Origin of the sequence: Micromonospora sp. C28SCA-DRY-2, from assembly GCF_030519475.1 — a bacterium.
In the GTDB taxonomy this organism is placed as follows: domain Bacteria; phylum Actinomycetota; class Actinomycetes; order Mycobacteriales; family Micromonosporaceae; genus Micromonospora.
The window spans coordinates 206,502-222,568 of record NZ_JAUMKD010000005.1 but is presented as its reverse complement, the minus strand read 5'-3'; the positions used below and the strand labels follow the sequence as shown (position 1 = coordinate 222,568).

Below are 16,067 nucleotides of genomic sequence, written 5' to 3'. Positions count from 1 at the left end.
GCGGGCGGCGGGCGTCAGCCCGCCGCCCGCGGCTGTCCGATCGTCCGCAGGTCGCGGACCACGTGCCGCAGCCGGAACCCGAGCACCCCGATGGTGGCCAGCGCGGCCACCCCGGCCACCGCCAGCACCACCAGGTCGACGGCGCCCACCCGGGCCACCAGCAGCGCCACCGCGGCGACCGCGACGGCGCCGACCAGTGGCGGTGCCAACCGCGCCGCGACCGGCAGCGACGGGATCCCCGACCGGCGCAGCGCGAGAAGGTAGAGCGGCAGGATCACCAGCAGGGCGACCGCGAACTGGACCGCCGCGGCGGCCTGGAGCCCGCCGAGGACGCCGGCCGCGTACAGCGCGGGCAGCAGCACCACGAACCAGGCCACCTGGACGGTCAGCACCACCCGGGTGTCGGCGAGGACCACGAAGTAGTCGTAGCAGAGTTCGAAGAGGATGCGCAGCGCCGCCAGCGGCCCCAACCAGAGCAGCACCCCCGCCGCCGGTTGCCAGGCGTCGCCGTACAGGAAGCGGATCAGGGCGTCGGCCGCGGCGGCGAGCAGCAGGCAGGCCGGCAGGGTGACCGAGCCGAGCAGGCCGGCCGCGGAGAGGAACGACCGGCGCAGCGCCGGCGGGTCGTCCTGGAGCCGGGCCAGCGCGGCCGGCACCACCGCCCGCACCGGCTGGGAGAAGACGGTGACCGGCCAGCTGGCGAGCTGGAGCGCCAGCACGTAGTAGCCGAGCGCGGTCGGACCGAGGGTGGCGCCGACCACGACCCGGTCCAGGTTGGTGGTGGCGAACACGACAATGCTGGAGCCGGCGAGCGGCAGGCCGAACCGGAGCAGGGCGCGGGCCTTCGCCGGGTCGAAGCCGAACCGCAGCCCCTGCGGGGCGAAGACGAGGAAGAGCGCCGCCCCGGCGAGCGAGCCGGCGAGTTGCCCGAAGGCAAGGCTCATCGCCCCGTTGCCGGCGAGCGCGAGGCCGATCGACGCCAGCGCGCTGGTCCAGTTGGTCACCAGGTCGGCCACCGTCTTGCGGTCCTGGCGGAAGGCGCGTTGCAGCAGCGCCACCGGCGTCGCCACCAGGCCGCTGACGACGACGCTGAGCCCCAGCACCCGGATGACAGCGGTGGAGCCGGGGTCGCCGAGGGTACGGGCGAGCAGGGGCGCGCCGAGGTAGAGCCCGGCGTAGACGAGCGTGCTGGTGAGCACCGAGAGGGTGGCCACCGTCGGCGCGATCTCCCGGGGTTCGCCGGGCCAGCGCACGATCGCCAGGCTGACCCCCAGCTCGTTGAAGCTGAGCACCGCCAGCAGCACCACCAGGGCCACCGCGAAGGTGCCGAACGCGTCCGGGCCGAGGATCCGGGCCAGCGCGACGCCGATGGCCAGGGTGCTGAGCCGGTTGACGACGGTGCTCGCCAGGCTCCAGCCCAGCGCCCGGGACGCCTTGGCGAACAGGTCGGGGCGCTCGGCCGCCGGCGGGGGGCGCTCCTCGACGCTCACCCGAGCATCCGGCGGATCCGCTGGCGGGCGGCGGCGGGCACCAGGTCGGCGGCGCCCTTGTGCGCGGCCACCCGCAGCCCCTCGCGCAGCCGCGCCGCCGCGCCGGGCCGGTCGCGCAGGGCGCCGGCGTAGACCTCGTGCAGGGTCTGGGTGGCCGCCTTCAGGCTGAACCGGCCCAGCACGAGCTGCCGCCCCCAGTCGCCGCGCTCGACGCGCAGCCGCCGGTCGTCGACCAGCTCGCCGAGCTGCGCCGCCAACGGCGCCGGGTCCAGGTCGCCGTCGCCGAGGCCGTAGAAGCCCCAGCGGAAGAAGTAGTCGATCGTCTCCGGCGCGCAGGTGCGGGAGAAGCCGCGGATGCCGAGCACCACGAGGGGCCGGCCGAAGGCCATCGCCCGCAACGCCGAACCGCCCATCCCGAGGGCGATGTCCGCGGCCGCGTACGCCGGCCGGGGGTCGTCCATCGGGCCGGTCAGCACCACCGCGGGCCGGCCGAGCGCCGCGTTCGCCCGCTCCGCCTCGGCCGCCACGTCGGCGTACGAGGGGCCGCCGCCGGTCACCACCAGCCGGAGGCGGTCGTCGGCGAGCAGCCGCACCGCCCGGATCGCCCGCAGCACGCCCTCGGCTTTCATGTCGGGTTCGAGCCGGGAGACCACGCCGAGCACGATCTCGTCCGGGCCGATGCCGTGGCGCTGCCGGAACGGGTGGCCGTCGACCACCGCCGGATCGTCGACGTCGGTGTTGACCGGCGGCTCGATCAGCGCCGGTGGCGGCCGGAACGCGCCCGCCTCCGCCACCAGTTGCGCGGTGCCGACCACCAGGCCGCCGTAGCGGGGCATCCAGCGCGGCACCCGCATGCCGTACACAGTGGTGACCACCGGCGTGCCGAGCCGCAGGTGCGGGCCGTAGAAGGCGTCGAGGGCCACCGAGTACTCGTACGCGTGCACCAGGTCGGCGCGGAACTCGCGGACCGCCCGGGTCAGCGCGCGGGACAACCCCGGCCGGACCGGCATCGCCCGCCCCAGCCGCTCGGCCCGGTGCCGTACGGCGATCACCGGCAGTCCCGCCCGCCGGGCGAGGTCCGCCACCGGCCCGGGTTCGTCCCGGTAGTTGCCGACGATCGCCACCTGGTGGCCCTGGTTGCGGACGCTGACCGCGAGATCCAGGGCGTTGAGCTGACTGCCCCCGAGCTCCAGATGGTGCAGGCCGACGAGCAGTCGCACCTCTCCCCCACTTCGCGCGTTGCGGCGAGTACCGCCGGCCGGTCGGGTCGGCGGTACGCGCGGGGCGGCGCGGGGACCGCGTGGCCCCGCGCCGCCGACCGTCAGTACGGAGCGAACACCAGGTCGACCCAGTAGTTCGTGGACGACGACGAGGACGGATGCCCGTCCCCGGGACCGTAACGGTAGGTCGCGCCCGAGGCCGGCACGGTCAGCTGCCCGACAGTGCGCGCGCCGGCCAGGCCGCCACCGGTGACCGCGTACCGGCCGACGGTGGTGTGGTAGGAGATCGTGTACTCCTGACCCGCGCTGACCGGCACGACCTCCGGGAAGTACGCGGTCTGCCACCCCGAGGCGGTCTCGTCGGCGAAGGTCACCGTGCTCAGCCGGCTGCCCCCGGCGGACCAGAGCGAGCCGGTGTGGGCGCCGGTGTTGCCCGGTCCCTTGTAGAACCGGACGCCGTAGACCTGCCCGTCCACGGCCGGGACGAACCGCATCCCCACCTCGACGGCGGCGTTGTCGTCCCAGCTCGCGGTCTGCGGGACGTCGGTCGGGGCGAAGATCCCGTACGCCCCGGGCGGCGGCGCGCCGGGCTGCCCCACCGGCGGGACCTCCTCGTCGGTCAGGAAGAGCGGATCCACCCAGTAGTTCGTCGACTCGTAGGACTGGTTCGGGAAGCCGCTCCCGCCGTAGCGGTAGAGGCCGTTGTTGCCGCCCGGCGCCACCAGGGGCCCGACCGTCTTCGTGGTGGCGAAGTAGCCGTTGTCACCCGGGTAGAAGCCGTTGGGCGCGAAGTAGGAGGCGACGTAGGTCGTCCCGGCCACCACGTCGAGCGGGCTGGCGAAGTACGCGGTCCGCCAGCCCACCGTGGTCGCGCTCGGCACGGTGGCGGTCCGCAGCGGGGTGCCCGCGGCCGACCAGAGCGTCACCGGGTGGGTTCCGGTGTTGCCCGGCCCCTGGTAGAAGCGGACGCCGACCACCCGGCCGTCCACCCGCGGCCGGAAGGACACGCCCAGCTCGACCGCGTTGGCGTCGTTGTGCGCCGACGTCGCCGGCACCGCGTCGGGCGGGAAGAGGGTGTGCAGGTCGCTGTCGAGCGCGGTGAAGAACGACCAGGTGGCGCTCCCCGACCGGCCCTGCGCGTCGGCGGCGGTGACGGTGGCGGTGTAGCTGGTCGCCGGGTCCAGCGGCGCCGACGGGGTGAAGGTCACCTTCTTCAGGGCCGCGTCGTAGCCGGTCGTCCCGGCGACCGGGGTGCCGCCCCGGGCCAGGGTGAACGAGACGGTCGCGGGGTCGAGCGCGGTGGAGAAGACGGCCGAGGGCGCGGCGTCGACCGGTACGTCGCCGGAGCCGTCGGTCGGGGTGGTGGCGGTGACCGCCGGCGGCAGGTCGGCGCTGACCGCGAAGGTGACGTCCACGTAGTAGTTGGCCGACCCGAACGTCTCGTTCGGGAAGCCGCCCGAGCCGCCGTAGCGGAACAGGCCGTTGCCGGCGCCGGGGGCCGAGCGCGGCGCGGTGAGCGGACCGCTGGTCCAGTCGCCGGTGAAGACCCAGTCGTCGCCGGCGTAGTTGCCGCTCGGCGCGAAGTACGACGCCACGTAGCCGACCCCGACGGTCACCGGTACGGGGGAGCCGAAGGTGAGGCTCTGCCAGCCGGTGGCCGTCTCGTCGGCGAACGTGCCGCTGGCCATCAGCTGGCCGGAGTCGGTCCACAGCCGACCGAGGTGGGTGCCGGTGTTGCCGGGGCCCTTGTAGAAGCGGACGCCGGTGACGTACCCGTCGGTCCGCGGGGTGAACCGCACCCCCAGCTCCACCGCGCCGCCGTCGGCCACCGCCGGGCGCTTCGGCACCCGCTGGCCGAAGAGCGTGTTCGGGCCGGTGAGCGCGAACTCCCGGGTGGCGGGGGCGCCGATGTTGGCGCTGTCGTCGACGGCCCGGACCCGTACCACCTGGCTGCTCAGGCCCGCGGCGTGGAAGGTGTACGACCAGGCGGCGGTGCCGGTGGCCGGGTGCCAGCTGGCGCCGTCGTCCGTGGAGACCTCCACCCCGGCGACCCGTCCACCGACGTCGCCGGCGGTGCCGGTGAGCGTCACCGGGCTGCCCCGGGCCACCGTGGCTCCCGCGGCGGGCGCGGAGATCGTCACGGTCGGCGCGGTGCCGTCGGTCGACGCGGTGGTGGGCACCAGGCCGGTCATCAGGGTGGCCGGCTGGACGCCCATGTCGGCGAAGAGGTTGACCACGGCCTGCTGCATCCGGCTGTCGGTCGGGGTGGCCTGCCCGTCGTGCGTCTCGTCCAGGCCCCAGCTGTACTGGATGGTGCCGGCCCCGAAGACCAGGGCGCCGCTGGCGGCCCGGTACAGGGTGAGGTGGTGGGTGGTGGTGCCCGGGGCGACCTTGTTGCCGAAGTCCTGCAACACCTGCGGCACCTCGCCGGTGGTGGTGGAGAGCCGGATCAGGCCCGGCGGCCGGAAACCGTTGTCCCGGTCCTCGTCGGACTCGTAGCCCACGGTGTGCGGGGCGAGGGTGGCCGACGTGCCGGCCGGCAGCGCGGTGAGGTTGGTGTGCCGCCAGAGGCGGTACCGGCCCTCCTCCGCCCGCACCGACAGCGCCAGGTCACCGTCGTTGACCATGAACATGGTGCCCATCAGCTCGTTCTCCGGGCGGCCGCCGTTCGCCGGTGGGCTGAACCGGGGGTCCCGCCAGGTGCCGGTCCACTCGCTGGACGGGTCGATCTTCGCGTTGGCCCAGGTCTCCTTGTAGGTGACCAGGGTGCGGTGGGCGGTGTCGCTGCCGTCCTTGCTCGGTTCCCAGCGGGTCTTCCAGTAGACCGAGTTGCCGCTGAAGAAGGCGAGGTGGGTGCCGGCGTCCCGGGCCGCCTCGACGTTGTGCCGCTGGGTGCCCGACCAGTACTCGTCGTGCCCGACGGAGAGGAAGATCTTGTGGTTGCGGATCAGCTGGCCGCGCCGGTCGCTGTCCACGTTCGTGGTGTAGCTGACGTCGTACCCGTTTCGCTCCAGGAAGCGGATCATCGGGTACTCGGCGCCGAAGAGGAAGTCCCGCCGCTCCACGCTGTTGCGGGTGGCGAAGGGGCGGTTGTAACTGACCTTGTACGCGCGCCCGACCGGGCCGCCGCCGGAGTAGAAGTCGGCGCCGCCGTACTTGTTGTAGGCGTGCCAGGTCGCGTCGGAGGTCTGGAAGAAGACGTCGGAGGTGCTGCTGTCCTGCCGGACCACGAAGGTGATGTGGCTGTCCCCGCCGGTGTCGTTACGCCGCAACCGGGCGATGTAGACGCCGGAGACCGCGCTCGACGGCACGGTCCAGGAGGCCGAGACCGCCCAGTTGCCGCAGTCGAAGAGGGCGGTGGTGGCGTCGGTGACGCAGTCGGGCTGGCTCTGCGGCAGCGGCACCGAGGGGTTGACGCCGGTGATCCGGCGGGCCCCGTTGCCGCCGTACCAACCGAGCCGGTAGATGTCGATGGTGTACGCGGTAGCGTTGGTCTTGATCTTGAAGTCGACCCGTTGGCCGGCGTTGACGCTGATGTCCGTCGCGAAGCCCTGGATCGACGGGTCCCCGCTGCCGTCGATGTCCCAGACCGAGGCGGGGGTGCCCGCCTTGCTGTTCTCGCAGACGATCGGGTTGACCACCGGGTCGCACGGATCGGCCTGCGCCGGGCCGGGGGCCGCGAAGGCGCCCGCCACCACGGCCAGCACGACCGCGACCGCACCCGACCGGCGGGTCACCCGTCGTCGCGGTCCGACCACTGTGGACCAGATGGACGCGACGTCGCGGCCGGCACGCCGCTCCTGCTCTCCGTTCACGACGCTGCTCCCTCGGACGTATCCCCACACCGACCGGTGCTCAGCGCCGTCGGCTGCTACCGCCGGTACGCTCGGCCGGCCGCCCGAGGGCCGGCGACCGTTGTCGGCCCGGCTCGCGCGCGCTCAGTCGAGGCACGAGCCTAGCGCCGGGCGGCTCGCCGACACCCCTGCGACATCGGGCAGTTCTCGGCTACGACCGGTCAGGCTTTTCCACCGGCGGCGCGGCTCGAACGGTCATGCGCCCAGGCGACCCGGCCGGTTCGCGCCGCCCGACGGGCACCCCGCTCGGCCAGGAGGGTGATCACGACATAGCAGACGGCGGCCGGCGACAGCCGCGGGGCGCGCAGCACCACATCGGTCAGCCAGGAACTCCTGCGCGAACGGCGGACCCCGGGCAGGCTGTCGCGCAGCGCGGCGTTGCCGGCGCGGACCCGGACGAGCCGACGGATCAGGTCGCCGGTCCGCATCGGCGCCGCCACCCGTACCGTCGCCGCGGTCACCACCCGGCGCTCCCCCTCGGCGAAGAGCGAGTCCAGGAACAGGTCGTCGGCGACCTGGTCGGGAAACCGGCCGAACCGCTCCCGCCCCGGCCGGGACAGCGCGATCACCCCCCGGCCGTACAGGCCGCCGACGACGGCGGGCAGTCGGGAGTGGATGGCGTAGTAGGCGCGTACCGCCGGCGAACGCCCGGCCAGCTCCATCCGGCGGGCCGGCACGGCGGCCAGCGCACCCGTACGCGCCAGCTCACCGACCAGCAGGTCGATGCCGCCGTCGGCGAGCAGCACGTCGGCGTCGAGGTAGACGCGCGGAAAGCCGGTCGCGGCGGCGTCGCCGGCGTTGAGGGCGGCGGCCTTGCCCGGCTCGGCGAGCTCGACGACGGTGACGCCGTGCCGGCGGGCCACCCGAGCCGTGTCGTCGGTGCAGCCGTTCGGCACCACGACCACCTGGGCCGGATCCGCCACGGCGGCGTTGCGCAGCACGCTGGCGAGGCAGCGGTCGAGCACCCCTGCCTCGTTGTGCGCGGCGATGACGATGCTGGTCAATCGAATCCCCGGACGGTCGAGGTGCGGACGATGCGGGCCGGGTGGGTGAGTCGCCACACCGCCCCGCTGAGGCCCACGAAGAGGGCCAGGCTGATGGCGAAGGTCGTGTAGTAGAGCGAGTCGAAGGTCCCGCCGACCACCACGGCGACCACCTGGGCGGAGACGAGAGCCACGCAGAGGTGGCGGTCCTCCTCGCGGGTGGCCCGGCGGAACGCGATCACGGCGAGCACGATGCTGACCACGTGCACCGCGAGCAGCGCGGCCACGCCGACCACCCCGCCGGTCACCAGGGTGTAGAGCCACTGGTTGTCCAGGATGGTGTCGCGCACCGGGTCGGCGAGCAGGGTCCGTGGCCCCCGGCCAAGCCAGGGTCGCTGGTCGAAGAAGTGCCCCACCAGTTCGTAGTCGTTCGTCCGGCCCTCGATGCTCGGGTCGACCCCGACGTTGAGGAACATCGCCTTGAGCGTGCCCAGCACGCCCGGCTTGAGGAACATGATGGCCATCACCGCGCCGGCGCCGAGGAACATGAACGTGTAGCGCAGCCGCCAGGACCAGACGGGCACCATGACCAGCAGGGCGAGCGCGAGCGCCACGATGCCGGTGCGGGAGATCGACATCGGGTTCGCCACGGCCGCGAGCATCGCGCACACCGCGGCCAGCCATCGGTGCCACCGCTTCGGCGCGAACCGGGCCACGTGGATGGCGAACGGCACCATCATCGCCATGACCGCGCTGTACTCGATGTAGTGGACGGTGGTCCCGGCCACCCGGAACTGGCCCTCGTCGCCGCGCTGGCCGAAGCCGGCCAGGCCGCCCTTGACCTCCAGGCCGGGGACCACCAGGTGCGCCGAGACGTCGTACTTGAAGACCGCCTGGGCGATGCCCACGATCGCCATGAAGCCGGCGCACCACACGGCCACCCGCAGCACCCGGTTGAGCCGGTCGAAGTTGCGGATCCCGTCGGCCGCGATCAGCGCGACGCCGAGGAACTCGAACAGTTGCAGCATCGCGAAGTCCTGCGCGTTCGCCTCCTGGGTGGGCAGGCCGCGCAGCAGCCCGGCGAGGTACGACAGGAGGTTGGCGACGAGGTAGACGCAGAGCACCCACCGGATCGGCTGCGGCCCCAGCAGCAGCAGCCTCGGGTTGAGCCGGGCCAGGCACCACCACGCGAAGAGCAGCAACGCCACCAGCAGCGCCGGGCGGCCGGCGTAGGTCAGGTTGGGCACGATGAGCGTGCCCGGCAGCACGTAGAGCAGGACGACGGTGACGCCGAGCAGGATCGAGACGTCCAACCGCGACCGGTGCCGCCGGATGCCGTACGTGCCGTCGGCCAGCAGCGACGGCTCGAGATCGACGGGGTGGTACGCGGTCGCGGTAGCGGTCACGGCCGCTCGGTCCTGCCTCCACGCGGCCAGGTGTTGGAGTGGGAGACCGGGAGCACGACGGTGGCGTCGGCCGATGCCGAGGCCGGGCGGCGCGGGTCGGCGTCGCCGCGCAGCGGCCGCTCGGGGCCGGGGTGGTCGCGCCGGGGCGGCTGCCCGGCCCGGTCACCGCTCGCCGTGCCGGGCTGGTGCGGCGGCACGCGCGGCGCGGCCGCCCCCACCGCGGAGCCGGGCCCCACCCGGGCCGCTGCCCCGACCACCTGGTTGAGCTGACCGTCGAAGGACGCCGACGCCGCGGCGGACGCGGGGTTCGCCGCGGCGGCGGGCCGCCCGGCGCCTTCCCCGACGGCCGCCGGCGGCTCGGTTCCGCCGCCCGCCCGGCGGCGGGCCCGCCGCCGCAGCAGGGCGTCGACGGCGATCGTCACCCCGGCGGTGAGCAGCAGCCCGGCCCCGAGCGCCACCACCATCACCCGCATCAGCTTCGAGTTCTGCACCTCGACCTCGGTGCCGTCGTCGAGCGCCAGGGTCGTGATCAGGTCGCTCTCGGCCACCTGGAGCGAGGCCTGCCGCTCCGCGACCGCCTCCTTGATCAACGTGAGCATCCGCTGGGCGGTGGCCGTCGCCTGCGCCGGTGAACTCCCCACCGCCTCGATCTCGAACAGCGGCACCCGGTCGACCGCGACGGTGACGTTGTCGGAGAGGCCGTCCGCCACCATCTGCTTCAGGACCGACTGTCGGGTCACGTCGATCACCGCGGCGTTGCCCAGCGCCGCGTAGCCCAGGTCGAACCAGGGGTTCTTGATCGGCTTCTGGCGGCCGTCCGGGCCGGTGACGACCGGCGGCGGGATCAGCTGGATGTGCGCCTTCGCGCTGTAGTCCGGCTGCACCGTCTGGCTCGCCACGCCGACCAGGACGAGGGCGGTGAGCAGCAGCGGCAGGGAGATGCGCCAGCGCCGGAAGAGCAGCTTGGTCATGTCCCAGAGGTCCACTGCATCCCCTTGCCGAGGTTCGGGTGAGAAAGGAGCGCGCCGCGGGTGGCGCGCGGCGAGGCCGGACGCGGGCCGACGCGACGGGCCCAGGTCAGTGTCACCGCGCCGGCGACGCCTTGGCAAGAAAGACAACCACAACCGGGCGACAGTTCGATCCGGGGCGAGGGCTGACATTGCCGACTTACTGAGCGCTCAGTCGTCAGGTTGACAGCTGGCTCAGTACCAACGGGGGATGTTCCGGGTTCCCGATTCCACGATCGTGACGGGGCGACCACCGGTCCCCGTAACCGCACCGGCTTGCGGCCACTGTGGACCGTTGCTGCGGCGCCGGCCGCTGGTCGCCGGAGGGAGCGTCCATGGCAGCGGAACAGGCGCGGGCGGGCCGGCAGGCGGGGGCCACGAACACCAGGCGGGAACGACGACCACACGTGGCCATCGCGGTGGTCAACCTGCCGGTGGAGAAGGACCGGCGAGTCATCCGGGAATGCCTCGCCCTGGAGGGCGCCGGCTACCGGGTCACCGTCATCTGCCCCCGGGGCGGGCAGCGGCTGCGTCACCTGCCGGGCAGCCGGGACACCGCGATCCGGTCCTTCCGGCAGCCGTTCGCCGGCGACGGGGTGCTCTCCTTCGCCGCGGAGTTCGCCTGGGCCTTCCTCTGGGTGGCCTGGCACCTCGCCGTGCTGGTCGTCCGGCACCGGGTGGTCGCCGCCCAGGTCTGCAACCCGCCGGACGTGTTCTGGCCACTGGCGCTGGCGATGCGGGCGACCGGCCGGGGCTGGATCTTCGACCACCACGACCTCAGCCCGGAGCTGTACGCCTGCAAGACCGGCGCGCCACGACCCGTCGTCACCCGCCTGCTCACCTGGTTCGAGCGGCTCTCCATGCGGTTCGCCAGCCAGGTGGTCGCCACCAACGAGTCGTACCGGCAGATCGCGCTCACCCGGGGCGGGTGCCCGCCCGGGCGGGTGACGGTCGTCCGCAACGGGCCGGCCGCCGGCGAGATCGCCGCCCCCACCGGCACCGACCCCGCCACCCGGCGGATCGTCTACGTCGGAGTCATCAACGAGCAGGACCACGTGGACCGGGCCGTCCTGGCGGCCGAGCGGCTCGCCGCCCGGCGCGGCCGCGACGGCTGGGAGATGGTCATCGCCGGCGACGGCGAGTGCCTGCCGGAGCTGCGGTCGATGGTCGACGAGCGGGGGCTCGGCGACCTGGTCCGGTTCACCGGCTGGCTCCAGGCTCCGGAGGTCGACGCCCTGCTGCGCGACGCCACGCTGGGCATCCAGCCGGACATCTTCAGCGACATGACGAACCTGTCCACCATGGCCAAGACGGTGGAGTACATGGCCCGGGGCCTGCCGGTGGTCGCGGTCGACCTGCTGGAGACCCGCCGCACCGCCGGCGACGCCGGGCGCTACGTCGCCACCGGCAGCGGCGACGAGTTCGCCGAGGCGCTCGACGAACTGCTCGACGACCCGAGCCGGCTGGCGCGGATGCGGGCGATCGCCCGGGAGCGGTTCACCTCGGTGCTGGCCTGGGAACACCAGGCCGCCGCCTACCTCGACGTCTGGCGCCGGGTGGTGCCGCTGCCGCTGGCCACGGCGGCCACCCAGCCGGCCGACCGGGCGGTGCCGGTCGCCTCGCCGCGCCACTCGTCGTGATCGGCGCGGCGAAGCGGGCCGGGCGGGACCGGCTCCGGCGGCTCGGCCGGGCGCGCGAACTGCGCCGGCGCACTCCCCCGCCGCTGCGGTACGACGCGAGCCACCGCGGACCGGGGCTCGTCTACTACCTCAGCCCCGACGACAACAAGCCCAGCGGCGGCATCCGCAACCTCTACCGGCACGTGGACCTGCTCAACGAGTCGGGGGTGCCGGCCGCCGTGCTGCACTCCGCGCCGGGCTTCCGGGCCGACTGGTTCGCCAACCGGACCCGGGTCGCCGCCGCCGGGGAGGTGACGCTCGGCCCGGACGATCTCCTGGTGGTGCCCGAGTACTTCGGTCCGGGGCTGCGCCGGTTGCCGGCGCCCGCCCGCAAGCTGGTCTTCAACCAGAACGCGTACCACACCTTCGCCGAGGTGCCGTTCGAGGGCACCGCGGCGGGCGCCCCGTACCGGACCTGTCCGGGCGTCGAGGCGCTGCTCACCGTCTCCCGGGACAACGTCGCGCTGCTCCGCCACGCCTTCGCCGACCTCGACGTGCACCTGACCCGGGTGGTGGTCGACGAGCGGGTGTTCCACCCGCCGGCCCGCCCGGCCGGGCGGCGGATCGGCCACATGCCCCGCCGCCGCGCCGCCGAGCAGGAGCAGCTGCTGCACATCCTGCGCGCCCGCGGCGTCCTGGCCGGGTGGGAGCTCGTGCCGATCGACGGGCTGACCGAGGCGCGGACCGCCGAGGCGCTGCGCGGTTGCGCGGTCTTCCTCAGCTTCAGCGAGCGCGAGGGCTTCGGCCTCCCGCCGGCCGAGGCGATGGCGAGCGGCGCCTACGTCGTCGGCTTCACCGGCCTCGGTGGGCGGGACTTCTTCGACCCCCGGTACTGCGCGCCGGTCGCCGAGGGTGACCTGCTGGGCTACGCCGTCGCCGTCGAGCGGGCGCTGCGGCGCTACGAGGCGGAGCCGGCGGCCCTCGTCGCCGCCGGACGGGCGGCCGCCGAGCGGATCCACTCGGAGTACCACCCGGACGGGCTGCGCGCCGATCTCGCCGCCGTCTACCGGACCTACCGCCGCTCCGCGGTGCCCGCCTGAGCCCGCCGAACCGCACGAGGAGCGCACCGCACGTGGCCACCGCCCCGGCAACCGGATCCGGCGACGTCGTCGCCGTCGTCGTCGTCACCCACCACAGCGCCGCCGTCGTACCGGGCCTGCTGGACTCCCTCGGCCCCGGCCTCGCCGGCGTGCGCTGGCACCTGACGGTGGCCGACAACGCCTCGTCGGACGGCACCGTGGACACCGTCCGGCGGCTGATGCCCGCGGCGCGGATCGTGCAGACCGGCCGCAACGCCGGCTACGCGGCCGGCATCAACGCGGCGGTGACGGCGGCGGACCCGTTCACCGCGGTCCTCGTGCTCAACCCGGACGTCCGGCTCGCGCCGGGCTGCGGCCGGATCCTGCTCGACCTGCTGCACCGGGGCGACGACGGCATCGTGGTGCCGCTGGTGACCATGGCCGACGGCCAGCCCGAGCACACCCTGCGCCGCGAGCCCACCGTGCTGCGCGCGCTCGGTGACGCGGTCCTCGGCGCTGAACGGGCCGGCCGCTTCCGGCTGCTCGGCGAGGTGGTCACCGACCCCGCCAGCTACCGGCGGGAGTCGTCGTCGGACTGGGCCGTCGGCTCCGCCATGCTCGTCGGCGGCCGCTGCTGGGCGGCGTGCGCGCCGTGGGACGAATCCTTCTTCCTCTACTCCGAGGAGACGGACTTCGCCCTGCGGGCCCGCGACGCCGGCTTCACCACCCGGCTGGCCCCCGCCGCCCGGGCCACCCACATCGGCGGTGACTCGCGGGCGGCGCCGTGGCTGTGGCGGTTGCTGACGCTGAACAAGGTGCGCCTCTACCGGCGCCGGCACGGGCCGGCGGCCACCGCCGCGTACTGGGCGGCGATCCTGGTGCGGGAGCTCAGCCGGGCCGCGCTGGGCAGCCCGACCAGCCGGGCGGCGGCGGCCGCCCTGCTGCGCCCGGCGTCGCTGCGGGAGGTGCCCGGCCCGCCCGGCGACGAGCGGCGGGTCACGGCCGACACGCCGGCCTGAGGCACCGTCCGGAGGACGGGTCCGCGACGGCCGCCCGGCGGGCGCGTTCTCGGGCGCCGTCCGGCGCGCCCCCTACCGCCAGCGCTTGACCAGCCCGACCGTGCTGGCGCGGGCCCGGCCGAGCAGCCCCTGCCCGAAGACGATGTCGCGCAGGCTCTGGGGGGTGTCCTCGGCCCGGACGCTGTAGCGCGGTTGCAGCCACGCGCCGGCCCGGGCCGGACGCCGGTCGCTGGTGAACACCCGGGTGTAGCCGGCCGCCCTCAACCGGGACAGCACGGCCCGGTCGTACCGGCCGAGGGGGCAGGCGGCCTGGTCGACCGGATCGCCGGTGACCTCGGCGATCCGGTCCCGGGCGGTGTACAACTCCTCGGTCGCCTGCCGCGGGGTGAGACCGCGCCAGGGGCGGTGCCACATGCCGTGGCTACCCACCGGCATGCCGTGCCGCCGCAGTTCCCGGACGCCGTCGGCGTCCACGCTGCCCGGGGCGCCCAGCCGCCCGGCGATGGGGAAGAAAGTGGCGCTCGCCTGCCGTTCGAGCAGCGCCGGCAGCCCCACCTCCAGGTCGGAGGCGTTGCCGTCGTCGAAGCTGAGCCGGGCCGCCGGCCACGAGACGACCTCGTCGAGGATCGCGTGGAACCGGTCGACGGTGACCCAGTAGCGGTCCTCCCCCGGCTCCAGCTCCCGGCGCGGCGTTCCGATCCCGTGGAACAGAATGTTGATCACGCGCTGGTCGGTCATGGCTCTCCTGGGCCGGGCGGACGGGGATCGGGAAGTCATTCAACCGGTGTCGGCGGCCGGGGGCAGTCGGCCGACCGTCCGCATTCGCGCCGCCGCCGGTCGTGCTCAGTACGCGCCGGAGCTGCGCAGGACGGCGCTCAGCGTGCGGACCAGGATGGCCAGGTCCATGGTCAACGACCAGTTCTCCACGTAGGACAGGTCCAGCCGGATGGACTCCTCCCACGACAGGTCGGACCGGCCGGACACCTGCCACAGCCCGGTCAGGCCGGGCTTGACCACCAGGCGCCGGCGCATGTCCGGCGGGTAGTTGGCCACCTCCCGGGGCAGCGGCGGCCGCGGCCCGACCAGCGACATGTCCCCACGGAGCACGTTGACGAGCTGCGGCAGCTCGTCCAGCGACAGCCGGCGCAGCCAGCGCCCCACCGGGGTCACCCGCGGGTCGTCCCGCATCTTGAACAGCTCCCCGTCGGTGTCGTTGCGGTGCAGCAGGTCCGCCAGCCGCTCCTCGGCGTCCAGGTACATGGTCCGGAACTTGTAGATGACGAACAGCCGGCCGTTGCGGCCGACCCGCTCCTGGCGGAAGATCGCCGGACCACCGGCGCCCGGGCTCAGCCGGATCAGCAGCGCGATCGCGAGCAGCAGCGGGGCGGCGGACACCAGCAGCAGCAGCGCCGAGACGCGGTCGGTGACCGCCTTGACGAACCGCGGGCCGCCCTTGAGCCGGGGGTGCTCGACGTGCAGCATCGGCAGCCCGTCGACCGGACGGATGGTGGTGCGGTCCCCGGTCACGTCGACCAGACTGCTGGCCACGATGAGGGCGACCTCGTCGCGTTCCAGTTGCCAGCCGAGCCGGCGCAGCGCGGCCCCGGCCATCTCGGGGCAGGACAGCACCACGACGGTGTCCGCTCCGGTCCGCGTGACGGCGCTCGCCACGTCCGCGAACGTGCCGAGCACCGGCGGCAGCGGGCCGGCGACCGGCCGTGGCGGATCGGTCGCTCCGTACGGCAGGCAGGCGCCGACCACCCCCAGGCCGTGGTACCGCTCGCGGCGCAGCCTCCCGGCCAGCTCGGCGACCGCGACCTCGTGCCCGACCAGGATGACCTGGTGCAGCCGTTCACCGTGTGCCCACGAGCGGTGCAGGCGCTGCCGGACGAGGTACCGCATCGCGACGCCGGCCACGGTGGTCAACGGCATCGCCACCACCACGTAGCCGCGGGCGAGCCGGAAATCGAACGCGAGCGAAACGACGGCCAGCGCGGCAATCAGTGCCAGACCGGACCGGAACACCCGCGCGTACTCGTCATTCCCGACGAATAGATAACGCGTTTCGTACGCTCGGTTGAGGGTCAGGACGAGCATCCAGGCGAATGGCAGCGTAATGGTGAGCCACAGATGGCCGCGGTTGCCCGGCTCGGCCGTTTCCTGGCCGAACCGGAGGAGCATGGCCGCCCCCGCCGAAACCAGTCCCACCGCCAGGTCGACCAGGCACAGGGTGGCGACGTAACGGGACTGCCAGCCGCCGCGGCGCGGCCGGGCCGGACCGGCCGACGTCGGCACCCGGTGGCCCGCAACCGCGGCGGCGTCGACGGCCGGGGCAACCTCCACCGAGTTCACGCAGCCTCCATCGCTCGTCGACCAGCCGTCCGCCGGGC

The 16,067-nt window shown here is 74.2% G+C and carries 11 protein-coding genes; 3 read left to right on the top strand and 8 right to left on the bottom strand.

Annotation, left to right across the window (positions count from 1 at the left end; genetic code table 11):
- Positions 1 to 14: 14 nt before the first annotated feature.
- From Q3W71_RS21740 to Q3W71_RS21715, 6 genes are all read right to left on the bottom strand, one after another.
- Complete coding sequence (locus tag Q3W71_RS21740; protein ID WP_302921220.1) at positions 15 to 1,490, bottom strand: oligosaccharide flippase family protein; 1,476 nt, start codon at positions 1,488 to 1,490, stop codon at positions 15 to 17.
- Positions 1,487 to 2,710, bottom strand: coding sequence for a glycosyltransferase family 4 protein (locus Q3W71_RS21735; RefSeq protein ID WP_302921218.1), 1,224 nt, complete (start codon positions 2,708 to 2,710; stop codon positions 1,487 to 1,489). The genes Q3W71_RS21740 and Q3W71_RS21735 overlap by 4 nt, the downstream gene beginning before the upstream one ends.
- Before the next feature lie 101 nt (positions 2,711 to 2,811).
- Positions 2,812 to 6,525: a DUF4082 domain-containing protein gene (locus tag Q3W71_RS21730; protein ID WP_302921217.1), complete on the bottom strand. Its 3,714-nt coding sequence runs from the start codon at positions 6,523 to 6,525 to the stop codon at positions 2,812 to 2,814.
- A gap of 200 nt (positions 6,526 to 6,725) precedes the next feature.
- On the bottom strand, positions 6,726 to 7,568 hold the full coding sequence (locus tag Q3W71_RS21725) for a glycosyltransferase family 2 protein (RefSeq protein WP_302921216.1): 843 nt from the start codon (positions 7,566 to 7,568) through the stop codon (positions 6,726 to 6,728).
- A complete protein-coding gene (locus Q3W71_RS21720; protein WP_302921215.1) occupies positions 7,565 to 8,953 on the bottom strand; it encodes an O-antigen ligase in 1,389 nt (462 codons plus the stop codon). Before Q3W71_RS21720 ends, Q3W71_RS21725 begins: the two co-directional genes overlap by 4 nt.
- Positions 8,950 to 9,939: a hypothetical protein gene (locus Q3W71_RS21715; protein ID WP_302921213.1), complete on the bottom strand. Its 990-nt coding sequence runs from the start codon at positions 9,937 to 9,939 to the stop codon at positions 8,950 to 8,952. Before Q3W71_RS21715 ends, Q3W71_RS21720 begins: the two co-directional genes overlap by 4 nt.
- 356 nt (positions 9,940 to 10,295) lie before the next feature.
- Between Q3W71_RS21715 and Q3W71_RS21710 the strand changes: the two genes are divergently transcribed.
- Genes Q3W71_RS21710 through Q3W71_RS21700 form a run of 3 tightly spaced genes read left to right on the top strand, consistent with a single transcriptional unit; the run spans position 10,296 to position 13,677 of the window.
- Positions 10,296 to 11,600 carry a glycosyltransferase family 4 protein gene (locus tag Q3W71_RS21710; RefSeq protein WP_302921212.1) on the top strand — a complete coding sequence of 435 codons (1,305 nt, stop codon included), beginning with the start codon at positions 10,296 to 10,298 and terminating at the stop codon, positions 11,598 to 11,600.
- Positions 11,597 to 12,679 carry a hypothetical protein gene (locus Q3W71_RS21705; protein WP_302921210.1) on the top strand — a complete coding sequence of 361 codons (1,083 nt, stop codon included), beginning with the start codon at positions 11,597 to 11,599 and terminating at the stop codon, positions 12,677 to 12,679. The genes Q3W71_RS21710 and Q3W71_RS21705 overlap by 4 nt, the downstream gene beginning before the upstream one ends.
- Before the next feature lie 32 nt (positions 12,680 to 12,711).
- Positions 12,712 to 13,677 carry a glycosyltransferase gene (locus Q3W71_RS21700; protein WP_302921208.1) on the top strand — a complete coding sequence of 322 codons (966 nt, stop codon included), beginning with the start codon at positions 12,712 to 12,714 and terminating at the stop codon, positions 13,675 to 13,677.
- A gap of 72 nt (positions 13,678 to 13,749) precedes the next feature.
- Here the strand turns inward: Q3W71_RS21700 and Q3W71_RS21695 are convergent, their stop codons facing one another.
- Together Q3W71_RS21695 and Q3W71_RS21690 are read right to left on the bottom strand one after the other, a co-directional pair.
- A complete protein-coding gene (locus Q3W71_RS21695; protein WP_302921207.1) occupies positions 13,750 to 14,415 on the bottom strand; it encodes a polysaccharide deacetylase family protein in 666 nt (221 codons plus the stop codon).
- Between the two features lie 105 nt (positions 14,416 to 14,520).
- Entirely contained in the window at positions 14,521 to 16,029 is a 1,509-nt protein-coding gene (locus Q3W71_RS21690; RefSeq protein WP_368050980.1) for a sugar transferase, read from the bottom strand.
- Between the last annotated feature and the right edge of the window lie 38 nt (positions 16,030 to 16,067).

Coding starts and splice junctions, on each gene's coding strand:
- Q3W71_RS21695 (WP_302921207.1), bottom strand. CDS start 14,415: ATGACCGACCAGCGCGTGATCAACATTCTGTTCCACGGGATCGGAACG.
- Q3W71_RS21710 (WP_302921212.1), top strand. CDS start 10,296: ATGGCAGCGGAACAGGCGCGGGCGGGCCGGCAGGCGGGGGCCACGAAC.